This is a genomic window from Achromobacter sp. MUI-25009338 (genome assembly GCF_057359325.1).
Genome location: NZ_CM170627.1, coordinates 1555218 through 1572094 on the forward strand (window position 1 = coordinate 1555218; position 16877 = coordinate 1572094).

A 16877-nucleotide genomic window follows, 5' to 3' on the forward strand; every position below is an offset into this window, starting at 1 on the left:
AAATGGAAAACACCGCTACCGCCGTCAAGAACAAGATCGAGGTCAAGAACCTGAACTTCTACTACGGCAAGTTCCATGCGATCCGCAATGTGAACATGTCGATCCAGGAGAAGAAGGTCACCGCCTTCATCGGTCCCTCGGGCTGCGGCAAGTCCACGCTGCTGCGCACCTTCAACCGCATGTTCGAGCTCTACCCCGGCCAGCGCGCCGAGGGCGAGATCATCCTCGACGGCGAGAACCTGCTGACCGCCAAGACCGACATCTCGCTGATCCGCGCCAAGGTCGGCATGGTGTTCCAGAAGCCCACGCCGTTCCCCATGAGCATCTACGACAACATCGCTTTCGGCGTGCGCCTGTTCGAGCGCCTGTCCAAGGGCGAGATGGACGAGCGCGTGGAATGGGCCCTGAGCAAGGCCGCGCTGTGGAACGAAGTCAAGGACAAGCTGCACCAGAACGGCAACAGCCTGTCGGGCGGCCAGCAGCAGCGCCTGTGTATCGCGCGCGGCGTGGCCATCAAGCCCGAAGTGCTGCTGCTCGACGAGCCGTGCTCGGCGCTGGACCCGATTTCCACCGCCAAGATCGAAGAGCTGATCGCCGAACTCAAGAACGACTACACCGTCGTCATCGTCACCCACAACATGCAGCAGGCGGCCCGCTGCTCGGACTTCACCGCCTACATGTATCTGGGCGAGCTGATGGAATTCGGCCAGACCGACCAGATCTTCGTCAAGCCCGCGCGCAAGGAAACCGAAGACTACATCACCGGCCGTTTCGGCTGAGCGGCGCAGCAGTCCGCATACGGCGCGCCGCTGGCGCGCCGTTTTGCTTTTCGCGTCCTACTGCCGCTGCAGCGCCCGCGCGGCGGCGCCCGCGGCCTGTTCCCGGGGCGCTTCGGCATGGCGGCGCGGGATCAGGATCACGCACACCGCCGCCAGCACGGCCGCGCTGGAGAACGCGATGAAATTCCAGGCCAGCGGCAGCTGCAGCGCGGCCAGATAGCCGCCCACGATGGGGCCGCTCATGGCGCCGATGCGGGCGAACGACAGCGCCCAGCCGGTGGCGGCGCCGCGCGCATGGGCGGGGTAGTAACCCGCCAGATAACCGGTCAGGATCAGCGACGAGGAAATGCTGCCCACGCCGGCCAGCGCCACCCACAGATAATTCACCGCCAGCGGATTGTTGTAGGTCAGGCAATAAATGCCGGCGGCGCCGGCCAGATAGAACAGCGCCACGATCCGGCGCGGCTCGGTCTTGTCGGCGAACTGCCCGAGCACCAGGCCGCCGATGGCCGAGGCCAGGCTGAACACCAGCAGGAAGGAAATGCTGGACCCCAGGTCATACCCGTTCTTGCGCATGATCTGCGGCAGCCACGTGTTCAAGCCATACACCAGCATCATGCCCAGGAACAGCGCCACCCAGAAGCACAGCGTGGCGCGCAGCTGGCGCGGCGCGAACACCGCCGTCATCACGTCGCGCCACGTGGCCTTCGAACCGGCCGCCTGCGGACGGAACGCGTCCAGCGATGCGATGCCCAGGCGCTGCGCCTGCGCCCGCGCGCCGGCCTCGTCGCCCTTGGCCAGCAGGTACTCCAGCGACTCCGGCAACAGCCGCGCCAGCAGCGGCACCAGCAGCAGGGGCAGGGCGCCCACCGCGATCACCGCGCGCCAGCCCCAGTGGCTGAGCAGCGCCATCGCCACCGCCGCCGAACACAGAATGCCCAGCGAATAGCCCGAATACATCACGCCGTAATTGAAGCCGCGTTTGGCCGGCGGCGAATACTCGATGGTCAGCGCCGCCGCGGCGGGAATCACCCCGCCCAGCCCCAGCCCGCCGATGAAACGGAACAGCCCGAACCAGCCCGGCGTGGGCGCCCATGCCGCGCCTATCATCGTCAGCGAAAACAGCGTCACGCAGGCCAGCAGCATGCGCCGGCGGCCCAGCAGATCGCTCAGCGTGCCCACCGCGAACGACCCCACGAACATCCCGGCCAGCGCGTAGCTGCCCAGCACCCCCAACTGCATCGGGCTGAGCGCCCAGTTCTTGTCCTCGGCCAAGGCCGGCAGCACGGCCCCCATCACGCCCACGTCATAGCCTTCGAACAGAATGGCCAGCCAGCAGACGAAGAGAACGGTATGAGTGGTCCGCGCGGGCGTGGCCCAGGCGGATGGAGCGGAGGCGTTTGCCATGTGTTTCCCGATGCGTGTTTATAGAATCGCGCCAGCGGCGCACGCGGTCGTCCCACGGCGTCGGAAGCCGTATTTAATTTAGGCTTCAAATATATAGGTGTCAATCAGGAAATGGAGGATCACGGACCGGCCGCCGTCATGGGCCGGCCCCTCAGTATCTGGTATAGTTGCCACCCTTCGGGGCGTAGCGCAGCCTGGTAGCGCATCTGCTTTGGGAGCAGAGGGTCGCGAGTTCGAATCCCGCCGCCCCGACCAGTAAAATCAAAGGGTTAGCTCAATGTCGTTGAGCTAACCCTTTTTCTTTGCTTGGCTTATGGGACAACATATGGGACAACGAACTTGCAGTTGGCGGTGAGCAAGTTCAGACGGCATCAAGGCAAGGATGTGCACTCGGTAGCAATAACCCTTCTCGGGACTTGCCGGGTCTCTGCTTGATTGGGGGGGCCGGCAGCTCGCTGCACTTTGGGCTCATCAGGCCAATTGGGTGGGCTCTGGGGACTGTTGCGCTTGGGGCAGGCCAAACCCCTTCATCTGAGGCTGTGTTGCTGGGGCAGCAAAGCGAGAGTTCCGAGCCCAGGTCGCAGAGCATCGGCGGCACCACGCGACAGTTGAATCGTTACGACCCCTCGGCCCTTCCATCCTCGCGGCGTTATTCGTTAGCGGACCAAATGCCGAGCGGTGCTGTGGACCGGTCTTCCGCGGTTGGACTTTTAAAGCGTCGCGGCCTGTACTCTGCATGTGCTGTGTGCATTGCACTGAGACCATACTGCACACCTCAGTGTCAAATGCGCTCTGAGCTGCGCTGAGAGAAATCAAAGTCGACGGTCTATCCGACCCGAACTGCGGAGACTTGGCCTAGTACGGGAATGAGGGGATAGGGCATCCTTTAACCTAGTACTGATACGAGGGGTGCCCTTTCGACAATGGAAGTAGGCGTTGCCAGCGCAATGTCTGAATGGCTGCGACAGGGACACGGAGTCTTTCAGGCGGCTAACAGATTATTTCGCTGAGTCGACCCCGGGCTGGCCGCGATCCCGCGCATGAGGCGCTGAAACTTGTCCGCAGGTCCGTAGATTTCACCCCGCCGCAACCGTCCGCACTTGTGAATCGTGGGGGGGGGGCGGCCTTGGTGGATCCTGCTGCACCGAAGGAGCGTGGGGCGCGATTAATGCTCAGAAACACGGAACGTGGGTCGCAGCAAAAAGGTCGGCAATGGCTGGACCAAGCGCGGTTCATGTCGCGGAGAAGTTAGTGGCTTGAATTGCCGACAGGGTATTTGAGTATCTCGGCCTGGCAAACAGTTCCCAGTCAAAAGAGTCCGGCTCGTGGCGTTGCAAAAATAACTCCCACCTTGAGACGCCGGCGCCGGACAGTTGCCATCCTAGTCACGTACGTCTGGAACATCATCAACCGTTGATCGTTCCAGCTTCACTGACAGTGGGCGAGGGGCGGGGCGGCTGTCCAGTTGTGGACCATCGAACAGATCCGGAGTGCTTGGCTGGCGTAGAGATCAAGTGTTGACGCCATCAGTCAAAGCCCGTTTCAAACACCCTATAAAAATCCCCTATCAAATATTCCGAATGTGCGGGGAAGCTTGGCGCCCCGGTGGGCATTGATTCTTGCCATGAACAGAAGGGAAGGCTGGCTCGGCGGTCTCACGTTCTAGCGAGTGAAGTCGTTGGATTGTGCAATACAGGACTCTGGCCACACCTTCCGACTTGCCCACTTTCTTTTGCACGGCGCCAACCTTCTTCTAGACCCTGCAAGGCAAAAACTCGGAGATTCGACTCGCGTTTCAGAAACAGAGCACGAGACCGCGCAGAACGCGCTCTGGGCTGCAATGACTCTAAAGTGGCTGCTACCCCCCTCACCCGAGGTGTTTCGATCGCTCATGCGGGCTGTGGACGCGTCTAAGGGCCATCACTGCATCTACGAGGGCGCCCCATCTGGAATTGGTCCGGCCTATTGTGGCTTATCAGGTCAGACAGCGGCGCAGACGCTGTTGTGAATCACACCGGGAATCGCGGAGGCTGTTTGATTAAAGTAAAACAGGTTCCGCAGCCGGTGCTGCAAGTTGTCGATAGTAACGCGCTTCGGCCTCGGCCGGCGGGATGTCGCCGATCGATCCTAGCAAGCGTTGGTGGTTGAACCAAGACACCCATTCCAACGTGGCGAGCTCCACAGCGGCCTTGGTTTTCCAGGGTGTCCTGCGGTGAATCACTTCCGTTTTGTAGAGACCATTGATCGTCTCGGCCAGCGCGTTGTCGTATGCACTTCCAGTGTTGCCGACAGACGGATTGATGCCGGCTTCACCCAGGCGCTCGGAATAGCGAATGGACACGTATTGCGACCCGCGATCCGAATGATGAATAAGGCCGTCTGCCTGACTGGGGCGACGGTCGTACACAGCTTGCTCAAGCGCATCCAAAACGAAGTCCGTCGTCATGCTGCTGGAGGCGCGCCAGCCGACAATCCGTTTGGCATAAGCGTCGATAATAAAGGCCACATACAGCCATCCTTGCCAAGTGGAAACGTAGGTGAAATCCGCTACCCAGAGCCGGTTCGGACGGTCCGCCTCGAATTGGCGTCGGACCAGATCTTGCGGGCAAGCCGCTGCGCTATCGGGCACCGTCGTGCGAACCCGCTTGCCACGACGCACCCCTTCAATGCCCAGGTCGCCCATCAGGCGTTCGACCGTACATCGTGCCACGCGAATGCTCTCGCGATTCATCTGCTTCCAGACCTTCCGAGCACCGTAGACGCGAAAGTTCTGCTCCCAGACCCTATAGATCTGAGGGCGCAGTTGTTCGTCCTTCTGGGCGCGCTGACTACGCAGCTGCGGCTGCCGACACCGGGCGGCGTAGCGCCTGTAGGCTGACGGGGCGACCTGCAACACCTTGCAGATCGGCTCGACCCCGTATCGATCCCGGTGTTGATCGAGATAGGCGTTTACTTCTTCAGTTCGCGGTCGAGCGCCGCCTGGGCGAAAAAAGCGCTCGCCGACTTCAGAATCTCGTTGGCTCGGCGCAATTCGCGGTTCTCCTTCTCTAACGCCTTGAGACGTTCGCGCTCTTCTGTCGTTACGCCGGGGCGGGTCCCGTTGTTGACTTCCGATCGCTTAATCCAATCCAGTAGGGTCGTCGGTGTGCAGCCGATCTTCGGTGCAATAGACTCGACAGCCGCCCACAGCGACCGGTACTCATCACGATGCTCCTGGACCAGGCGCACCGCGCGTTCACGTACCTCAGGGGAAAACTTGTTGTTCTTGCTCATGGCTCCATTCTCTCAAGAAATGAAGCCTCCTCAAAACCCGGTGTGATTCAGACCGATCATTAATGGGTTGGTAGGCAACCCTTGCTATTGGAGAGAGCAATGCAACTAAGTTTCAGTCGCGCCTGGGCAGGAGAAAGGCAGGTGCCGCAGGATGTCCAGGGCGCCCCGGTTGTATGCGAGGCGGGCGGCCTCTATCGAGCCGCAACCCCGGAAGAGCTGCTACGTGCGGCTGCACAGCAATTGGAGGGGGCGCTGGGTAGTCGCTTGCCAGTGGACAAGCCGTCCGCCGCCATCGACTATATCGTGACGCGCCTGGCGCTGTCGGACGTGGAGGTGTTCGGCGTAATGTTCCTTGATGCGCAATTGAGAATGATCGCTTTCGAGGAAATGTTCAGAGGCACGCTGTCTGAGACGAGCGTGTATCCACGCGAGGTCGTCAAGGCGGCTATTCGGCACAACGCGCATTCCATCTTGATTGCCCACAACCATCCCTCGGGTTCGTCGCAGCCAAGCAGGGCGGACGTTGAGGTTACGCGGCGCTTGAAGGACGCCGTGGCTCTGGTCAATGTGACATTGGTCGACCACGTGATCGTGGCGGCAGGTAGCGGCCATTCTATGGCCAAGATGGGCTTGATCTAGGCTTGCCCGCCTGCGTCCAACAGCCGAAGACCGAACGGTCTTCGGCTTTTTTTACGCCGCGAGTAGTTGCTTGGCGGTCAGCCGCTTTTGAAGCTCGGCTGGCGCCACGGCTCCCGACAGCAGTCTTCCCAAATAGTCGCCGAGCTTCGCCCATGCTGCTTGCTTCTCGTCGGCGTAGTCGTAGAGCTGGTAGTGCCGCCTGACACGGTTCTTGCCCGTGTGAATGACGTGATTTTGGCAGCGGTCGATGATGTTTGGATCGATGCCCAGTGATTCCATGATGGTCGACCCCGTTCGCCGTAAATCATGAGGCGTCCAATTGCCGTTATGGCCTTTGCCGAGCACCAGGGAGTTGTCCGAAGCGCGGCGTGCTTTGGGCTGTCCGTTGAACATGGCTTGCCGATCTTTGATTTGCTTAGTAAAGGCCTGCTTGTACATCGGTTGGTCTACCCCCGCGTCATCATTGTCGCGCGAAGGTAGGAGCCAGCGGGATGATCCTGCCAGGCTGACAAGGGTCTCGAAATGCTTGACTGCGAAGGGTGACAGAAAGACCAGGTGGTCCCGCTTCTGTGATTTTCTGCCCTTGACGTTCGCCTTGGGAATGAACCACGTACCTTCTCGGAGATCGAGATGCGTAATTTCGGTTAGGTGCAGTTCCCCTATCCGGCATAGCGTGCTCAAACAGATCCAGGAAACTGCCTGCAACGCCTTGGATGGAGGCTTCCTCTTTCGCTTGTCATCCGAAGCGAGATACTGCTCCTCCAACTCGCGGTATCGAGTCTGGAGCTCGACAATCTCAATAGGCGGGAGAACGCGTTCGCGCGCGTTATCCGGGTCGTAATCGTCCGCCAGGAGCACCCCGAGCTCAACCAGCTCAACCGGATTTCCTTCCGAAAGCAGCTTTCGCCATGGTTGGCGCTTTTCTGCCCAATGGAACATCTGGCCCAGTATTTGGTAGGTCACCTCGGCAAGCCGATTGCAACCGCGGCCGACAATCGAGCGGATCACTCGCTCAATGTCCTTCTCGCGAATTGATCGCACGGGAGTATCACCGATCAAGGGAAGCACGTCCTTTTCAACGATGCGCTTCACCTCGGTGTTGCCATCTGCTCGCTTCACTCCCGATTCTAGCCAGCTTTTATACATCTCTTGGAACGACAGGGCGTCGGTCGTGGCCTCTTCTTCAGCGGCGGTTACAGCGGCAGATTCAGCTGCCATAGCTTCCCGCATTTGGGCTTTTTCCAAGTCGCGGACGGCTGACGGATTGCGGCCCGCCTTAATGTCCGCCCGCGCTTTGTTCCTGGCGGAGCGGATCTCGTCGAGTGTGCGCTCCGGCCATGAGCCGCAGTAGAATCTCTTTACCTTGTCGCCCATGCGATAGGCGTATCGCCACACCACGGCCATCGTGCCGCGCTGAATGCGGATTTCCCCAGTCAGGCCGTCCCCATCGGCCAGGTGATCACCGACCCATTCCGCCGGTACCGCTTCCAGTTCTTTGACGGTCCACCGCGCACCTTTTCCGCGTTTTGGGTATCTCGTCATATTTCCTCGAATCTCTCCATTCTTCTGCCTCATGCGCCATATGGGACAACATATGGGACAACATTTTCGCGGCTGTCAGCGTACATTAGCGAACGTCGATGAACAAGGAAATTTGTATAAAGCCTTATGAATCAGTTGGTTATTCGTTCGCTGACGTTCGCCGACGTTCGCGCGTTTCTAATTTGGGAGCAGAGGGTCGCGAGTTCGAATCCCGCCGCCCCGACCAATAAAATCAAAGGGTTAGCTCAGCATCGGCGAGCTAACCCTTTGCCTTTTTGCAAGACGGCTGCGATGGCATTTGACGCCAGGCCGTCGCCTCATTGCTCAATAAACCGTTCCTCGGTCGTCACCATCGAATGATGTTCGTGCGTGATGATCCATTCGCCGTTGCGCCGCTCGAGTCCAACGGTCAAGCGGAAATCCAGAGGGCCGGCCGAGGTTCCGTCGCAATGGACTTCACAGCAGGCGAAGGCGACGTCCTGCCCGGCGGTAATAGCCAGGTCTCTCGGGGCGTAGGTGATCGTTCCCCTGGGATTCGCGTAAAAGAAGTCCCAGGTCTTGTCGTACGCCGCTATTCCTCGCACGGTGTTCGGGAAGTCGAACATCAAGAGATCATCCGCATGGCGGGCAAGAATGCCATCGCGGTCGCCGGCGCTGACGGCCCGGGCCCAATCAAGCACGATGTTTTCGATCTGCCGCTTTTCGAGATTTCGCATCTCAGTCTCCTTTGCGTGAATAGGGACATAGACGCCGTAGCATTCACGTAGCACCCAAGACGTGATACGGGGGACGTCCATTGGAATGGGTCCGAAATCCGGCCGTTTGCTGCTCCATATTGGTATGCATGGTGGATGCGACCGAACACCTACCGTAAAACTCAAGAATATCTCCTCAACGGCTTCGGCTGCTGGTGCGGGAGCCGAAAGACTCCCTGCACTCTGATTTCCCTAGTATTTCGACGCTAGGGTGCAAGGCCCCCGCAATGGGGCCTTTGCGTTATGGCGCGACTGGCGGCTCCCGCAGCGGGGCAGAATCAATATCCGCACAGGAATTCAAGCAGGGCCTTGCCACCACATACGGGCGGCGATCCACAAGTCCGTGGCTTGGTAAGCTTTTACTCGCTGAATACACAGCAGCCTAACCCTGGCTTTGCTTCCATCCAAGCTCAGCCGATACCCCCCATCTCCCCGTCATACACCACCACCCGCTTGATATGTGGCCCCATGTATTCCTTCATGGCCACGTGCGCCGGGCAGGTCTGGTAGGCGTCGTGGGCGGCCGCGTCGACGAAGGCCGAGCTGGTGGCGTGGGTGTAGCCCTGGGAGCGGGCCGCGACGTTGGCGCCGAAGTGGTAGAGCAGCAGGCCCTCGCATTCCCGCTTCATGCGGGCCACGTATTCATCGACGGTGCGGAAGAATTCGGCGTCGACGCGGTCGTCGAATTCCATCATCACGATATGCAGAAACATTGCGGCGACTCCTTGCTGCCGGGGATCACAGGTGCGCCAGCAGCCCGCCGTCGATGGCGAGCACGTGGCCGTTGACGAAGCGGCCGGCCTGCGAAGCCAGGTAGATGACGGCCGGGGAGATGTCTTCGGGGTCGGCCCAGCGGCCCAGCGGGACCTGGCTTTTCAGGAAGTCGTTGAACTGCTCGCGTTCCTGCAGGGCGGTGGTGAAGCCGGTGCGCACGAAGCCGGGGGCCAGCGCGTTGCAGGTGACGCCCTGGCCGCCGTATTCGACGGCCAGGGCGCGGGTGAACGCCGCCAGCGCGCCCTTGGCCGCCGAGTAGGCGGCGATGCCGGGCATGCATGCCAGCGCCGCTACCGAGGAGGTGATGATGATGCGTCCGCCGCCCTGGGCGATCATGGCGGGCAGCACGGCGCGTGCGCAGTTGAAGGCGCCGTTGACGTGGACGTTGAGGATGGATTGCCAGACTTCGGGGTCCTGTTCGATCACGGGGGCGCGGTTCTGGTTGCCGGCGTTGCTGACCAGCACGTCGGGCGACCAGCCGTCGGCGGCCAGCGCGGCCACGGCGTCGGCGACCGCGGCGGCGCGGGATACGTCGAATACCGCGCCGCGGGCGTCTATGCCCAGTGCGCGCAAGCCGGCCACGGCCTGGTCGCAGGCCTCCTCGCGCACGTCGTTGACGACGATGCGCGCGCCCGCCTTGCCGGCGGTTTCGGCCATGTTCAGGCCCAGGCCGGAGGCGCCGCCGGTGATCAGCATGGTCCGGCCTTGCAGGCCGAACGTCGAGGTCAGGAATTGTTGGTCCACTCGGTTCTCCCAGGCCCATGCGGGCCGAAGTTCAGCGCAGCGTCTGCACGCCGGCGCAGATGTTCATGCATTGCCCGGTGATGCTGCGGCCGGCGGCGCCGGCCAGGAACAGGGCGGTGCGGGCGATGTCGTCCATGGGCACGGTGCGGTGCAGCGACACGTGCTGCAGGATTTCGGCGCGCATGTCGGCTTCCGGGATGCCGCGCAGCCCGGCTTTCGCCGCCACCACCTGGTTGACGCGTTCGCTTTCGACGATGCCGGGCAGGATGGCGTTGGCGGTGATGTCGTCGTCGCCCAGCTCGATGGCCAGGCTTTGGGTCAGCCCGACCACGGCCCACTTGGACGCGGCGTAGGGCGCGCGCATGGGATATCCCAGGCGTCCCGCCACCGAGCTGAGGTTGATGATGGCGGCCCTGTCGGATTGCCGCAGCGGCGCGAGGGCGCGCCGCACGCACAGGAACTGGCCGCGTACGTTGACCGCCATGGTGCGGTCCCAGTCTTCGACGCTCAGTTCGCCCACCGCCGAGGTCGGCCCGGCGATGCCGGCGTTGTTGACCAGCACGTCCAGTCCGCCCAGGTCGGCCAGGGCGTGCGCGAACCAGGCGTCGACATCGGCTTCCGCGGCCACGTCGGCGCGAAACACGCCCAGGCCCGGCAGTTCGGCGCCGGCCGCCGCGAGCGCCTGCTCCGAGACGTCGCAGACGTGTACGCGCGCGCCGCGCTCGTGGAAGGCCCGGGCGATGGCCAGCCCGATGCCCGAGGCGCCGGCCGACACCATGACGCGGCAGCCGTTGAAGTCGTCCAGGTGTTCCATGTCGTCGCTCCTCGGTGTGTCAGTGCATGATCCAGCGATACGGGACCAGCACCAGCTGCGGGAACAGGATCAGCAGCAGCAGGGTCGCGCATTGCGCCAGCAGGAAAGGCCAGACGCCCTTGATGAGTTCGACCATGCGCACGCCCGTCACGCCGGCCACGACGTTGAGCACGGCGCCGACCGGCGGCGTGATCAGGCCGATGGCGCAGGCCAGCATGAACACGACGCCGAAGTAGACGGGGTCGATGCCGGCGGCCGTGACCGAGGGCAGCAGCACGGGGATCAGGATCAGCACGATGGGGATCATGTCCATCGCCATGCCGATCACGATCACCAGGCCGATGATGACCAGCATCAGCAGCGTGGGGCTGCCGCTGAACGGGCTGATGATCTCGGAGACCTGCGCGGGCAGGCCGGCGATGGTGATCATCCAGCCCGACACCAGCGCGCCGGCCACCAGGAACATCACCATGGCGGTCATCTTGGCCGAAGTCAGGAACACTTCGTACAGCTGGCGCATGCTCAGTTCGCGGTAGATGCAGGCGGCCACGAAGATGGCGTAGACGGCGGCGACCACGCCGGCTTCGGTCGGGGTGAAGATGCCGAAGCGCAGGCCGACGATGATGATGACCGGAAGCAGCAGCGCCCAGAAGCTCTCGACCAGGGTCTTGCCGACCACCTTGCGGTCGACCCGCGGCAGGGGCTGGATCTGTTCCTTGCGCGACAGCAGCCACCAGGCCACGCACAGCGACAGCCCCATCATGATGCCGGGCACGATGCCGGCCATGAACAGGCCGGTGATGCTGATGTTGCCGGTGACGCCGATCAGCACCAGGCCGATGGAAGGCGGGATGACCAGGGCGATGATGCCGGACGAGGCCACCAGGCCGCTGGAGCGCGCGCGGCTGTGGCCGGCTTTCATCATCATGGGCACCAGCAGGGCCGACAGGGCGGCGGCGTCGGCCGCGGCCGAGCCCGACAGACTGGCCAGGATGGAGGCGGCCAGGATCGTGACGTAGCCCAGGCCGCCCTTGATGTGGCCCACCAGCGCCAGCGCCAGGTCCACGATCCGGGCCGACAGGCCGCCCGCGTTCATCACGGCGCCGGCCAGCATGAAGAACGGCACCGCCATCAGCGGGAAGCTGTCCGCGCCGTTGAGCAGGTTCTGGGCCACGATCTGCGCATCGTAGAAGTCCAGCTGGTACATCAGCGCCACGCCGGTGAGGATCAGCGCGTAGGCCACCGGCAGGCCGATGGCCAGGCCCACGAGCAGCACGGCGACGAAAATTGCCAATGTCATTATTCGGCTCCCGACTCGTGGGGGGAAATGAACTTGCCCAACTCGGCGGCGGGCGCCGTGCAGACTTGATAGAGCTGATACACCAGGATCAGCCCGGTCGAGGCGGCGAACACCACGCCCACGCCGAAGAACCAGGCCTGGGATAGGCCGCTGGCCGGCGCGCTGGCGCCCATGTTCAGCGAAGTCTGTTCGATGCTGCCCACCAGGATCAGCCAGGTCGCGTACAGCATCAGCAGGTTGGCCACGATCAGGCAAGCCCGGCGCGCGGCGGACGGAAGCGCCTGCAGCACCACGTCCACGCCCAGGTGGGAACGGTCATGCAGCACCAGGATGGCGCCCAGGAAGGTCAGCCACACGAAACACCAGCGCGACAGTTCCTCGGAGACCGGAATGCCGGAGTTGAAAATAAACCGCATCACCACATTGCTGAACACCATCACCACCATGGCCACCAGGCAGATGACGATGACGGCTTTGAGCAGGGTGAAATAGGCGTGCACGATTCTTGACATCGTCGACGTCCTTGAAGAGATAGGGCGGCCGTTGCGGCCGCCTCCTTGCACGGGCAAGCGCTGTTTTTATTTGCGGGTCTGGTTGATCGTGGCGACGGTGCGATCGACCAGTTCGGCGCCCAGCTCCGTCTTGTACTTTTCGGTGACCGCGGCGGTGGCCTGCACCATGCGCTGCTTCTCGGCGGGGTCGATCTTGTTCATCGACATGCCCGCCGCCGACAGTTCGCCCACGACTTTCTTTTCCTGGTCGCGGCTGACCTGGCGGAAGTAAGTGACGGACTCGTCGCAGGACTGCTGGATGACGGCCCGCTCATCCTTGCTCAGGCGGTCCCAGAAGCGCTTGCTGGCCATGACCACCGCGGGCAGGAACACGTGGTTGGTTTCCGTCATGTACTTCTGAATCTCCTGGTAACCGCTGCTCTTGGTCACCAGGTACGCGCTTTCCTGGCCGTCGATGGCCTTGGTCTCCAGCGCCGTATACGTTTCAGGATAGGGCAGCGGCAGGGGATTGGCGCCCAGCGCCTTGAAGGTGTCGATGTAGATGCGGTTCTGCAGCACGCGCAGCTTCAGGCCCTGGAAGTCCTCGACCTTGTTGATGGGATGCTTGCTGTTGGACACCTGGCGGAAACCGTAGTCCCAGTAGCACAGGCCGACGAGGTTCTTGGCGGCGAACTTGTTCAGCAGTTCCTTGCCGACCGGACCGTCGATGACGGCATCGGCCTCTTCCACGGACTGGAACAGGAAGGGCAGGTCGAAGATGCCCAGTTCCTTCACGTTGTTGGCCGCGCCCGCGGTCGAGACCACGGTCATTTCGATGATGCCGCCCTGCGCCGAGGACATGGCCTGGATCTCGTTGCCGAGCTGGGCGTCGGCATAGCCGGTGACCTTGATCTTGCCATTGGTCTTCTGGCCGACCAGTTCGATGAATTTCTCGGTGGCCATGCCGACCGGGTTGGTCCGGCTGACCGGGTAGCTGAACTTGACGCGGCGCTCCTGGATGTCGGCGGCGGCGGCCTGCACCGACAGGCCGGCCATGACGGCGGCGGTCAGGCCCGCCGCAATGTGCTTGTAGTGGAACTTCATTGTGTCTCCTGTCCCGTCCTTGGACGGCTGTCTTGTCTGATTACTTGAGTTCTTTGCCCGCCAGGTCGCCTTCCAGGAACTTGTTCGGTTTCAGGAAGAACGACAGCACCAGCGCGCCGTTCGGCGAGCGCGCGATATGGCGGTTGCCTTTGGGGCGCCAGACGTAATTGCCTTCGCGCACTTCGCCCTCGTCGTCGACGATGCTGCCGCTGAGCACATAGGTCTGTTCGATTTCGACGTGTTCGTGCAGCGGCAGGGAAGTGCCCGGCGCCCAGCGAAAGAGCGCGGTCAGCAAGCCGGTTTCCGGCACGTCGAGCAGCACTTTCATGTCGATGCCCGGCGTCGGCGTGGGCTTCCAGGGCAGCTCGTCGACGTTGACGTAGCGCGAGGCCAGGTCGCCCGTGGCATAGGGCTTCAGGGTGTCAGGGATGTTCATGGGTCTCTCCTCCAAACGGACGCTCGGGCGCCCGGCAATCAAGCGGCGATGCGGTTGGTCAAGGTGCCGATGCGTTCGACGCTGGCCGACACCACGTCGCCGGCTTGCAGGCAGCGCGGCGGGTTCAGCGCGAATCCCACGCCCTTGGGCGTGCCCGTGGCGATCACGTCGCCCGGCAGCAGCGTCATGCCGGCCGACAGCTGTTCGATGATGGCCGCCACGTCGAAGATCATGTCCGAGGTGTTGTCGTGCTGGCGGACTTCGCCATTGACCGACAGCGACACCGTCAGATTGTTGGCGTCGGGAATCGCCGAGCGATGCACCACGACCGGCCCCATGGGACAGCTGGTGTCCAGGCTCTTGCCCTTGAACCACTGGCCGTGGCGCGCCTGCAGGTCGCGCGCGGTGACGTCGTTGACGATGGTGTATCCGAACACGTGCTCCAGGGCCCGCTCGCGCGGGATGTCGGCGCCGGCGCGGCCGATCACGATGGCCAGCTCGACTTCATAGTCCAGGCTGTCGGTCAGGCCGGCGTGGCGTTTGACGTCCGCGCCGTGGCCGACCACGGCGGTGGGCGCCTTGGTAAAGAACTCGATGGCTTCGGGAAAGGCGTCGGCCGGGCGGCCGCGCGCCAGGTTGCCCTCGATGATGTGCTCGCGGTAATTGCGGCCCACGCAGAACACGTTGCGGGCCATCGCCAGCGGCGGCAGCACGCGCACGTCGGCCAGCCTCGGCAGCGCGGCGGTGTCCACGCCGTCGAGCAGGCCGGCGCCGCACACGCGCGCCACGGTGTCGTCGCCCAGGGCGATCAAGTCGTTGACGTTGCGCACCGGTCCGGGCAGCCCCAAGTCAGGACGCGAGGCCAGCAGCGCGGTCAGGTCCAGCACGCGGTCGTCGTCCAGCAGCATGCCCAGACAGGGTTGGTCTTGTACGGCGTAAGTCAGAAATTTCATCTCGGAATCGGGTCGGGTTGTAGGCAAGGTTGGATGCGCGCGGGGGCTAGGCGCCGGCCTGCAAGGCCTTGACGAAGTCGTCATAGAGCGTGCGCACGTGCTGGCGGGCCAGCTTTTCCGCCAGCTCGGCGTCGCGGCGCTCGATCGCGTCGATGATGGCCAGGTGCTCGCGCAGCGAAGTGCTGAAGCGGTGCAGGCGCTTGATGGTCTGGCGCCGGTACGTGGTCTGCCTGTGGCCGAACGCGGCCCAGACGCGCTCGAGCAGGCGGTTGTTGGCAAGCGCGATGATTTCCTTGTGGAACGCGACATTGGCCTGGCCATAGGGCACCGGCGCGAACGTGTCTTCCTCCAGCCCGATGAAGGGCGCGAACAGGGCGCGCAGCCGCTGCACGTCGCGCTGCGAAGCGTTGAGCGCGGCCTCGCGCGTGGCGAAGCCTTCCAGCTGCTCGCGCAGCTGCAGCCACTCGATGTATTCCTCGTCCGTCACCGGCGTCAGCAGGGCGCCGCGGCCGGGGCGCAGATGGACCATGCCGGTGCTTTCCAGGCGGATCAGCGCCTCGCGCACGGGCGTGCGGCTGACCCCCAGCTGGTTCGCCAGGTCTTCCTCGCGCACCCGCACCGGCTCGGTGATGTCTTTCATCATGTCCCGCAGCAGGGCGCTGACGTCCTCGTACACGGACTGCGAGCCTGCCTTTTTTTGTATGCCAGTCATCGTTTTGTATACAAATATCAGTTCAGGTATTCAATGTAGTGCTGTTGTGCACCAGAAGCCTATAGGGGTTTACGCGGTTGGGGCATACTTCATGCGCCGACCGGCACCCGTTCCAAGGCGCGGCATATACAAGGAAGAGACAGGCATGACCCAGCAATCCACGATCCGTGCCCGGCACGGCTTATCGCGCAGGAAACTGCTGTGCGCCGCATTGGCGGTGGCCGCGATGGCAGGCCCATTGCAGGCCGCGCAGGCCGAGGATTTCCCCAGCAAGCCGATCAAGCTGATCGTGCCGTTCGCGGCCGGCGGGGGCAACGACGGGATCGCGCGTTTGCTGGGCCAGTTGCTTTCCGATGACCTGAAGCAGCCGGTCGTGGTCGAGAACCGCCCCGGCGCCGGCGGCAAGCTGGGGGTGGAGCAGGGGCTGCGCGCGGAGCCGGACGGCTACACGCTGACGCTGATCTCCAACAGTTATTCGGTCAATCCCAGCCTGTACCAGTTGCCGTTCGACCCGGTGGCGGACATGACGCCGATAGGCATGATTGCGCGCGCGCCGTTCTTCGTGTCCGTGCATCCGGGCGTGCCGGCGAACACGCTGTCCGAGCTGGTCGAGCTGGCCAGGAGCAAGCCCGGCGAGCTGACTTACGCCTCGTCCGGCACGGGCGGGATTTCGCATCTGGCGATGGAGGCCTTTCTGAAGGCCGCGGGCATTTCCATGACCCACGTCCCGTACAAGGGCTCGGCGCCGGCATTGACCGATACGGTTTCGGGGCAGGTCGATGCGATGCTGACGACCGCGGGGTCCACGCTGCCTTATCGCAAGGACCAGCGCCTGAAGGTGTTGGCGGTGACACTGCCCGAACGCGTATCGTCAGCGCCGGACCTGCCTACGGTGCGGGAAGCGGGCGTGCCGTACGACGTGACGGTGTGGTACGGGCTGATCGCGCCCAAGGGCGTGGCGCCGGCCATCCAGGCCAGGCTCAACGCCGCAGTCAACGCGGCGGTGGTGCGAGTCGACATGGTCGAGCGGCTCCAGACCACGGGAGAAGAAGCGGCGCCCGGTACGCCGGCGGCATTTCGCGAGCAGATCGTCAATGAAATCTCGATCTGGCGCAAGGTGGTGCGCGAGGCCGGCGTCAGCGTGAATTGACCGG

Annotated in this window: 16 protein-coding genes, 1 tRNA gene and 1 other annotated feature; of the genes, 4 read left to right on the forward strand and 13 right to left on the reverse strand. The window is 63.1% G+C overall.

Features of this window, described 5'->3' with window-relative positions; all coding sequences use genetic code 11:
• Window positions 1-2: 2 nt before the first annotated feature.
• Complete coding sequence (gene pstB / locus AC1IQ6_RS07365) at window positions 3-779, forward strand: phosphate ABC transporter ATP-binding protein PstB (protein ID WP_102773556.1); 777 nt, start codon at window positions 3-5, stop codon at window positions 777-779.
• A gap of 57 nt (window positions 780-836) precedes the next feature.
• Here pstB and AC1IQ6_RS07370 read toward each other — a convergent pair whose 3' ends face one another.
• Window positions 837-2186 carry an MFS transporter gene (locus tag AC1IQ6_RS07370; protein ID WP_209165782.1) on the reverse strand — a complete coding sequence of 450 codons (1350 nt, stop codon included), beginning with the start codon at window positions 2184-2186 and terminating at the stop codon, window positions 837-839.
• A 178-nt stretch (window positions 2187-2364) separates the two neighbouring features.
• Between AC1IQ6_RS07370 and AC1IQ6_RS07375 the strand changes: the two genes are divergently transcribed.
• A tRNA-Pro gene (locus tag AC1IQ6_RS07375) sits at window positions 2365-2441 on the forward strand.
• A gap of 1783 nt (window positions 2442-4224) precedes the next feature.
• On the opposite strand, the gene AC1IQ6_RS07380 is transcribed toward AC1IQ6_RS07375, so the two are convergent.
• Window positions 4225-5459 (reverse strand): IS3 family transposase gene (locus tag AC1IQ6_RS07380; RefSeq protein ID WP_485864893.1). Its coding sequence is split into 2 segments (ribosomal slippage): window positions 4225-5180 and window positions 5180-5459, totalling 1236 coding nucleotides; the frame shifts between segments, so codons are not numbered across the junction.
• Window positions 5065-5181 (reverse strand) — a sequence feature (AL1L pseudoknot). It overlaps the preceding gene by 117 nt.
• Window positions 5460-5558: 99 nt before the next feature.
• Here AC1IQ6_RS07380 and AC1IQ6_RS07385 point away from each other — a divergent pair.
• Window positions 5559-6098 carry a JAB domain-containing protein gene (locus tag AC1IQ6_RS07385; protein ID WP_054505142.1) on the forward strand — a complete coding sequence of 180 codons (540 nt, stop codon included), beginning with the start codon at window positions 5559-5561 and terminating at the stop codon, window positions 6096-6098.
• Between the two features lie 51 nt (window positions 6099-6149).
• Here AC1IQ6_RS07385 and AC1IQ6_RS07390 read toward each other — a convergent pair whose 3' ends face one another.
• The 11 genes from AC1IQ6_RS07390 to AC1IQ6_RS07440 all read right to left on the reverse strand — a co-directional run bounded on the left by AC1IQ6_RS07390 (window position 6150) and on the right by AC1IQ6_RS07440 (window position 15723).
• Window positions 6150-7673 (reverse strand): tyrosine-type recombinase/integrase, encoded by a 1524-nt coding sequence (locus tag AC1IQ6_RS07390; RefSeq protein ID WP_081398509.1) that lies wholly within the window; start codon window positions 7671-7673, stop codon window positions 6150-6152.
• A 284-nt stretch (window positions 7674-7957) separates the two neighbouring features.
• The gene (locus AC1IQ6_RS07395; RefSeq protein WP_168202159.1) at window positions 7958-8356 is read right to left on the reverse strand and encodes a YybH family protein; all 399 of its coding nucleotides are present in this window, start codon (window positions 8354-8356) and stop codon (window positions 7958-7960) included.
• Between the two features lie 449 nt (window positions 8357-8805).
• Window positions 8806-9108, reverse strand: coding sequence for a Dabb family protein (locus tag AC1IQ6_RS07400; RefSeq protein ID WP_485866069.1), 303 nt, complete (start codon window positions 9106-9108; stop codon window positions 8806-8808).
• A gap of 25 nt (window positions 9109-9133) precedes the next feature.
• The gene (locus AC1IQ6_RS07405; RefSeq protein ID WP_209165780.1) at window positions 9134-9913 is read right to left on the reverse strand and encodes an SDR family oxidoreductase; all 780 of its coding nucleotides are present in this window, start codon (window positions 9911-9913) and stop codon (window positions 9134-9136) included.
• Window positions 9914-9944: 31 nt separating this feature from the next.
• Window positions 9945-10727, reverse strand: a complete 783-nt coding sequence (locus AC1IQ6_RS07410; protein ID WP_485866070.1) for an SDR family oxidoreductase — start codon at window positions 10725-10727, stop codon at window positions 9945-9947.
• A 19-nt stretch (window positions 10728-10746) separates the two neighbouring features.
• On the reverse strand, window positions 10747-12027 hold the full coding sequence (locus AC1IQ6_RS07415; RefSeq protein ID WP_102776272.1) for a TRAP transporter large permease: 1281 nt from the start codon (window positions 12025-12027) through the stop codon (window positions 10747-10749).
• Entirely contained in the window at window positions 12027-12539 is a 513-nt protein-coding gene (locus AC1IQ6_RS07420) for a TRAP transporter small permease (protein WP_479731246.1), read from the reverse strand. The genes AC1IQ6_RS07415 and AC1IQ6_RS07420 overlap by 1 nt, the downstream gene beginning before the upstream one ends.
• Before the next feature lie 66 nt (window positions 12540-12605).
• Window positions 12606-13622: a TRAP transporter substrate-binding protein gene (locus AC1IQ6_RS07425; protein ID WP_111825598.1), complete on the reverse strand. Its 1017-nt coding sequence runs from the start codon at window positions 13620-13622 to the stop codon at window positions 12606-12608.
• Between the two features lie 40 nt (window positions 13623-13662).
• Window positions 13663-14058, reverse strand: a complete 396-nt coding sequence (locus AC1IQ6_RS07430; protein ID WP_102776269.1) for a cupin domain-containing protein — start codon at window positions 14056-14058, stop codon at window positions 13663-13665.
• Between the two features lie 38 nt (window positions 14059-14096).
• Window positions 14097-15011 (reverse strand): fumarylacetoacetate hydrolase family protein, encoded by a 915-nt coding sequence (locus tag AC1IQ6_RS07435; protein ID WP_485866071.1) that lies wholly within the window; start codon window positions 15009-15011, stop codon window positions 14097-14099.
• 46 nt (window positions 15012-15057) lie between these two features.
• The gene (locus AC1IQ6_RS07440) at window positions 15058-15723 is read right to left on the reverse strand and encodes a GntR family transcriptional regulator (RefSeq protein WP_209165779.1); all 666 of its coding nucleotides are present in this window, start codon (window positions 15721-15723) and stop codon (window positions 15058-15060) included.
• 145 nt (window positions 15724-15868) lie between these two features.
• Here AC1IQ6_RS07440 and AC1IQ6_RS07445 point away from each other — a divergent pair, with 145 nt between their 5' ends.
• Window positions 15869-16873 (forward strand): tripartite tricarboxylate transporter substrate binding protein, encoded by a 1005-nt coding sequence (locus AC1IQ6_RS07445; RefSeq protein ID WP_485866072.1) that lies wholly within the window; start codon window positions 15869-15871, stop codon window positions 16871-16873.
• The last annotated feature ends 4 nt before the right edge of the window (window positions 16874-16877 follow it).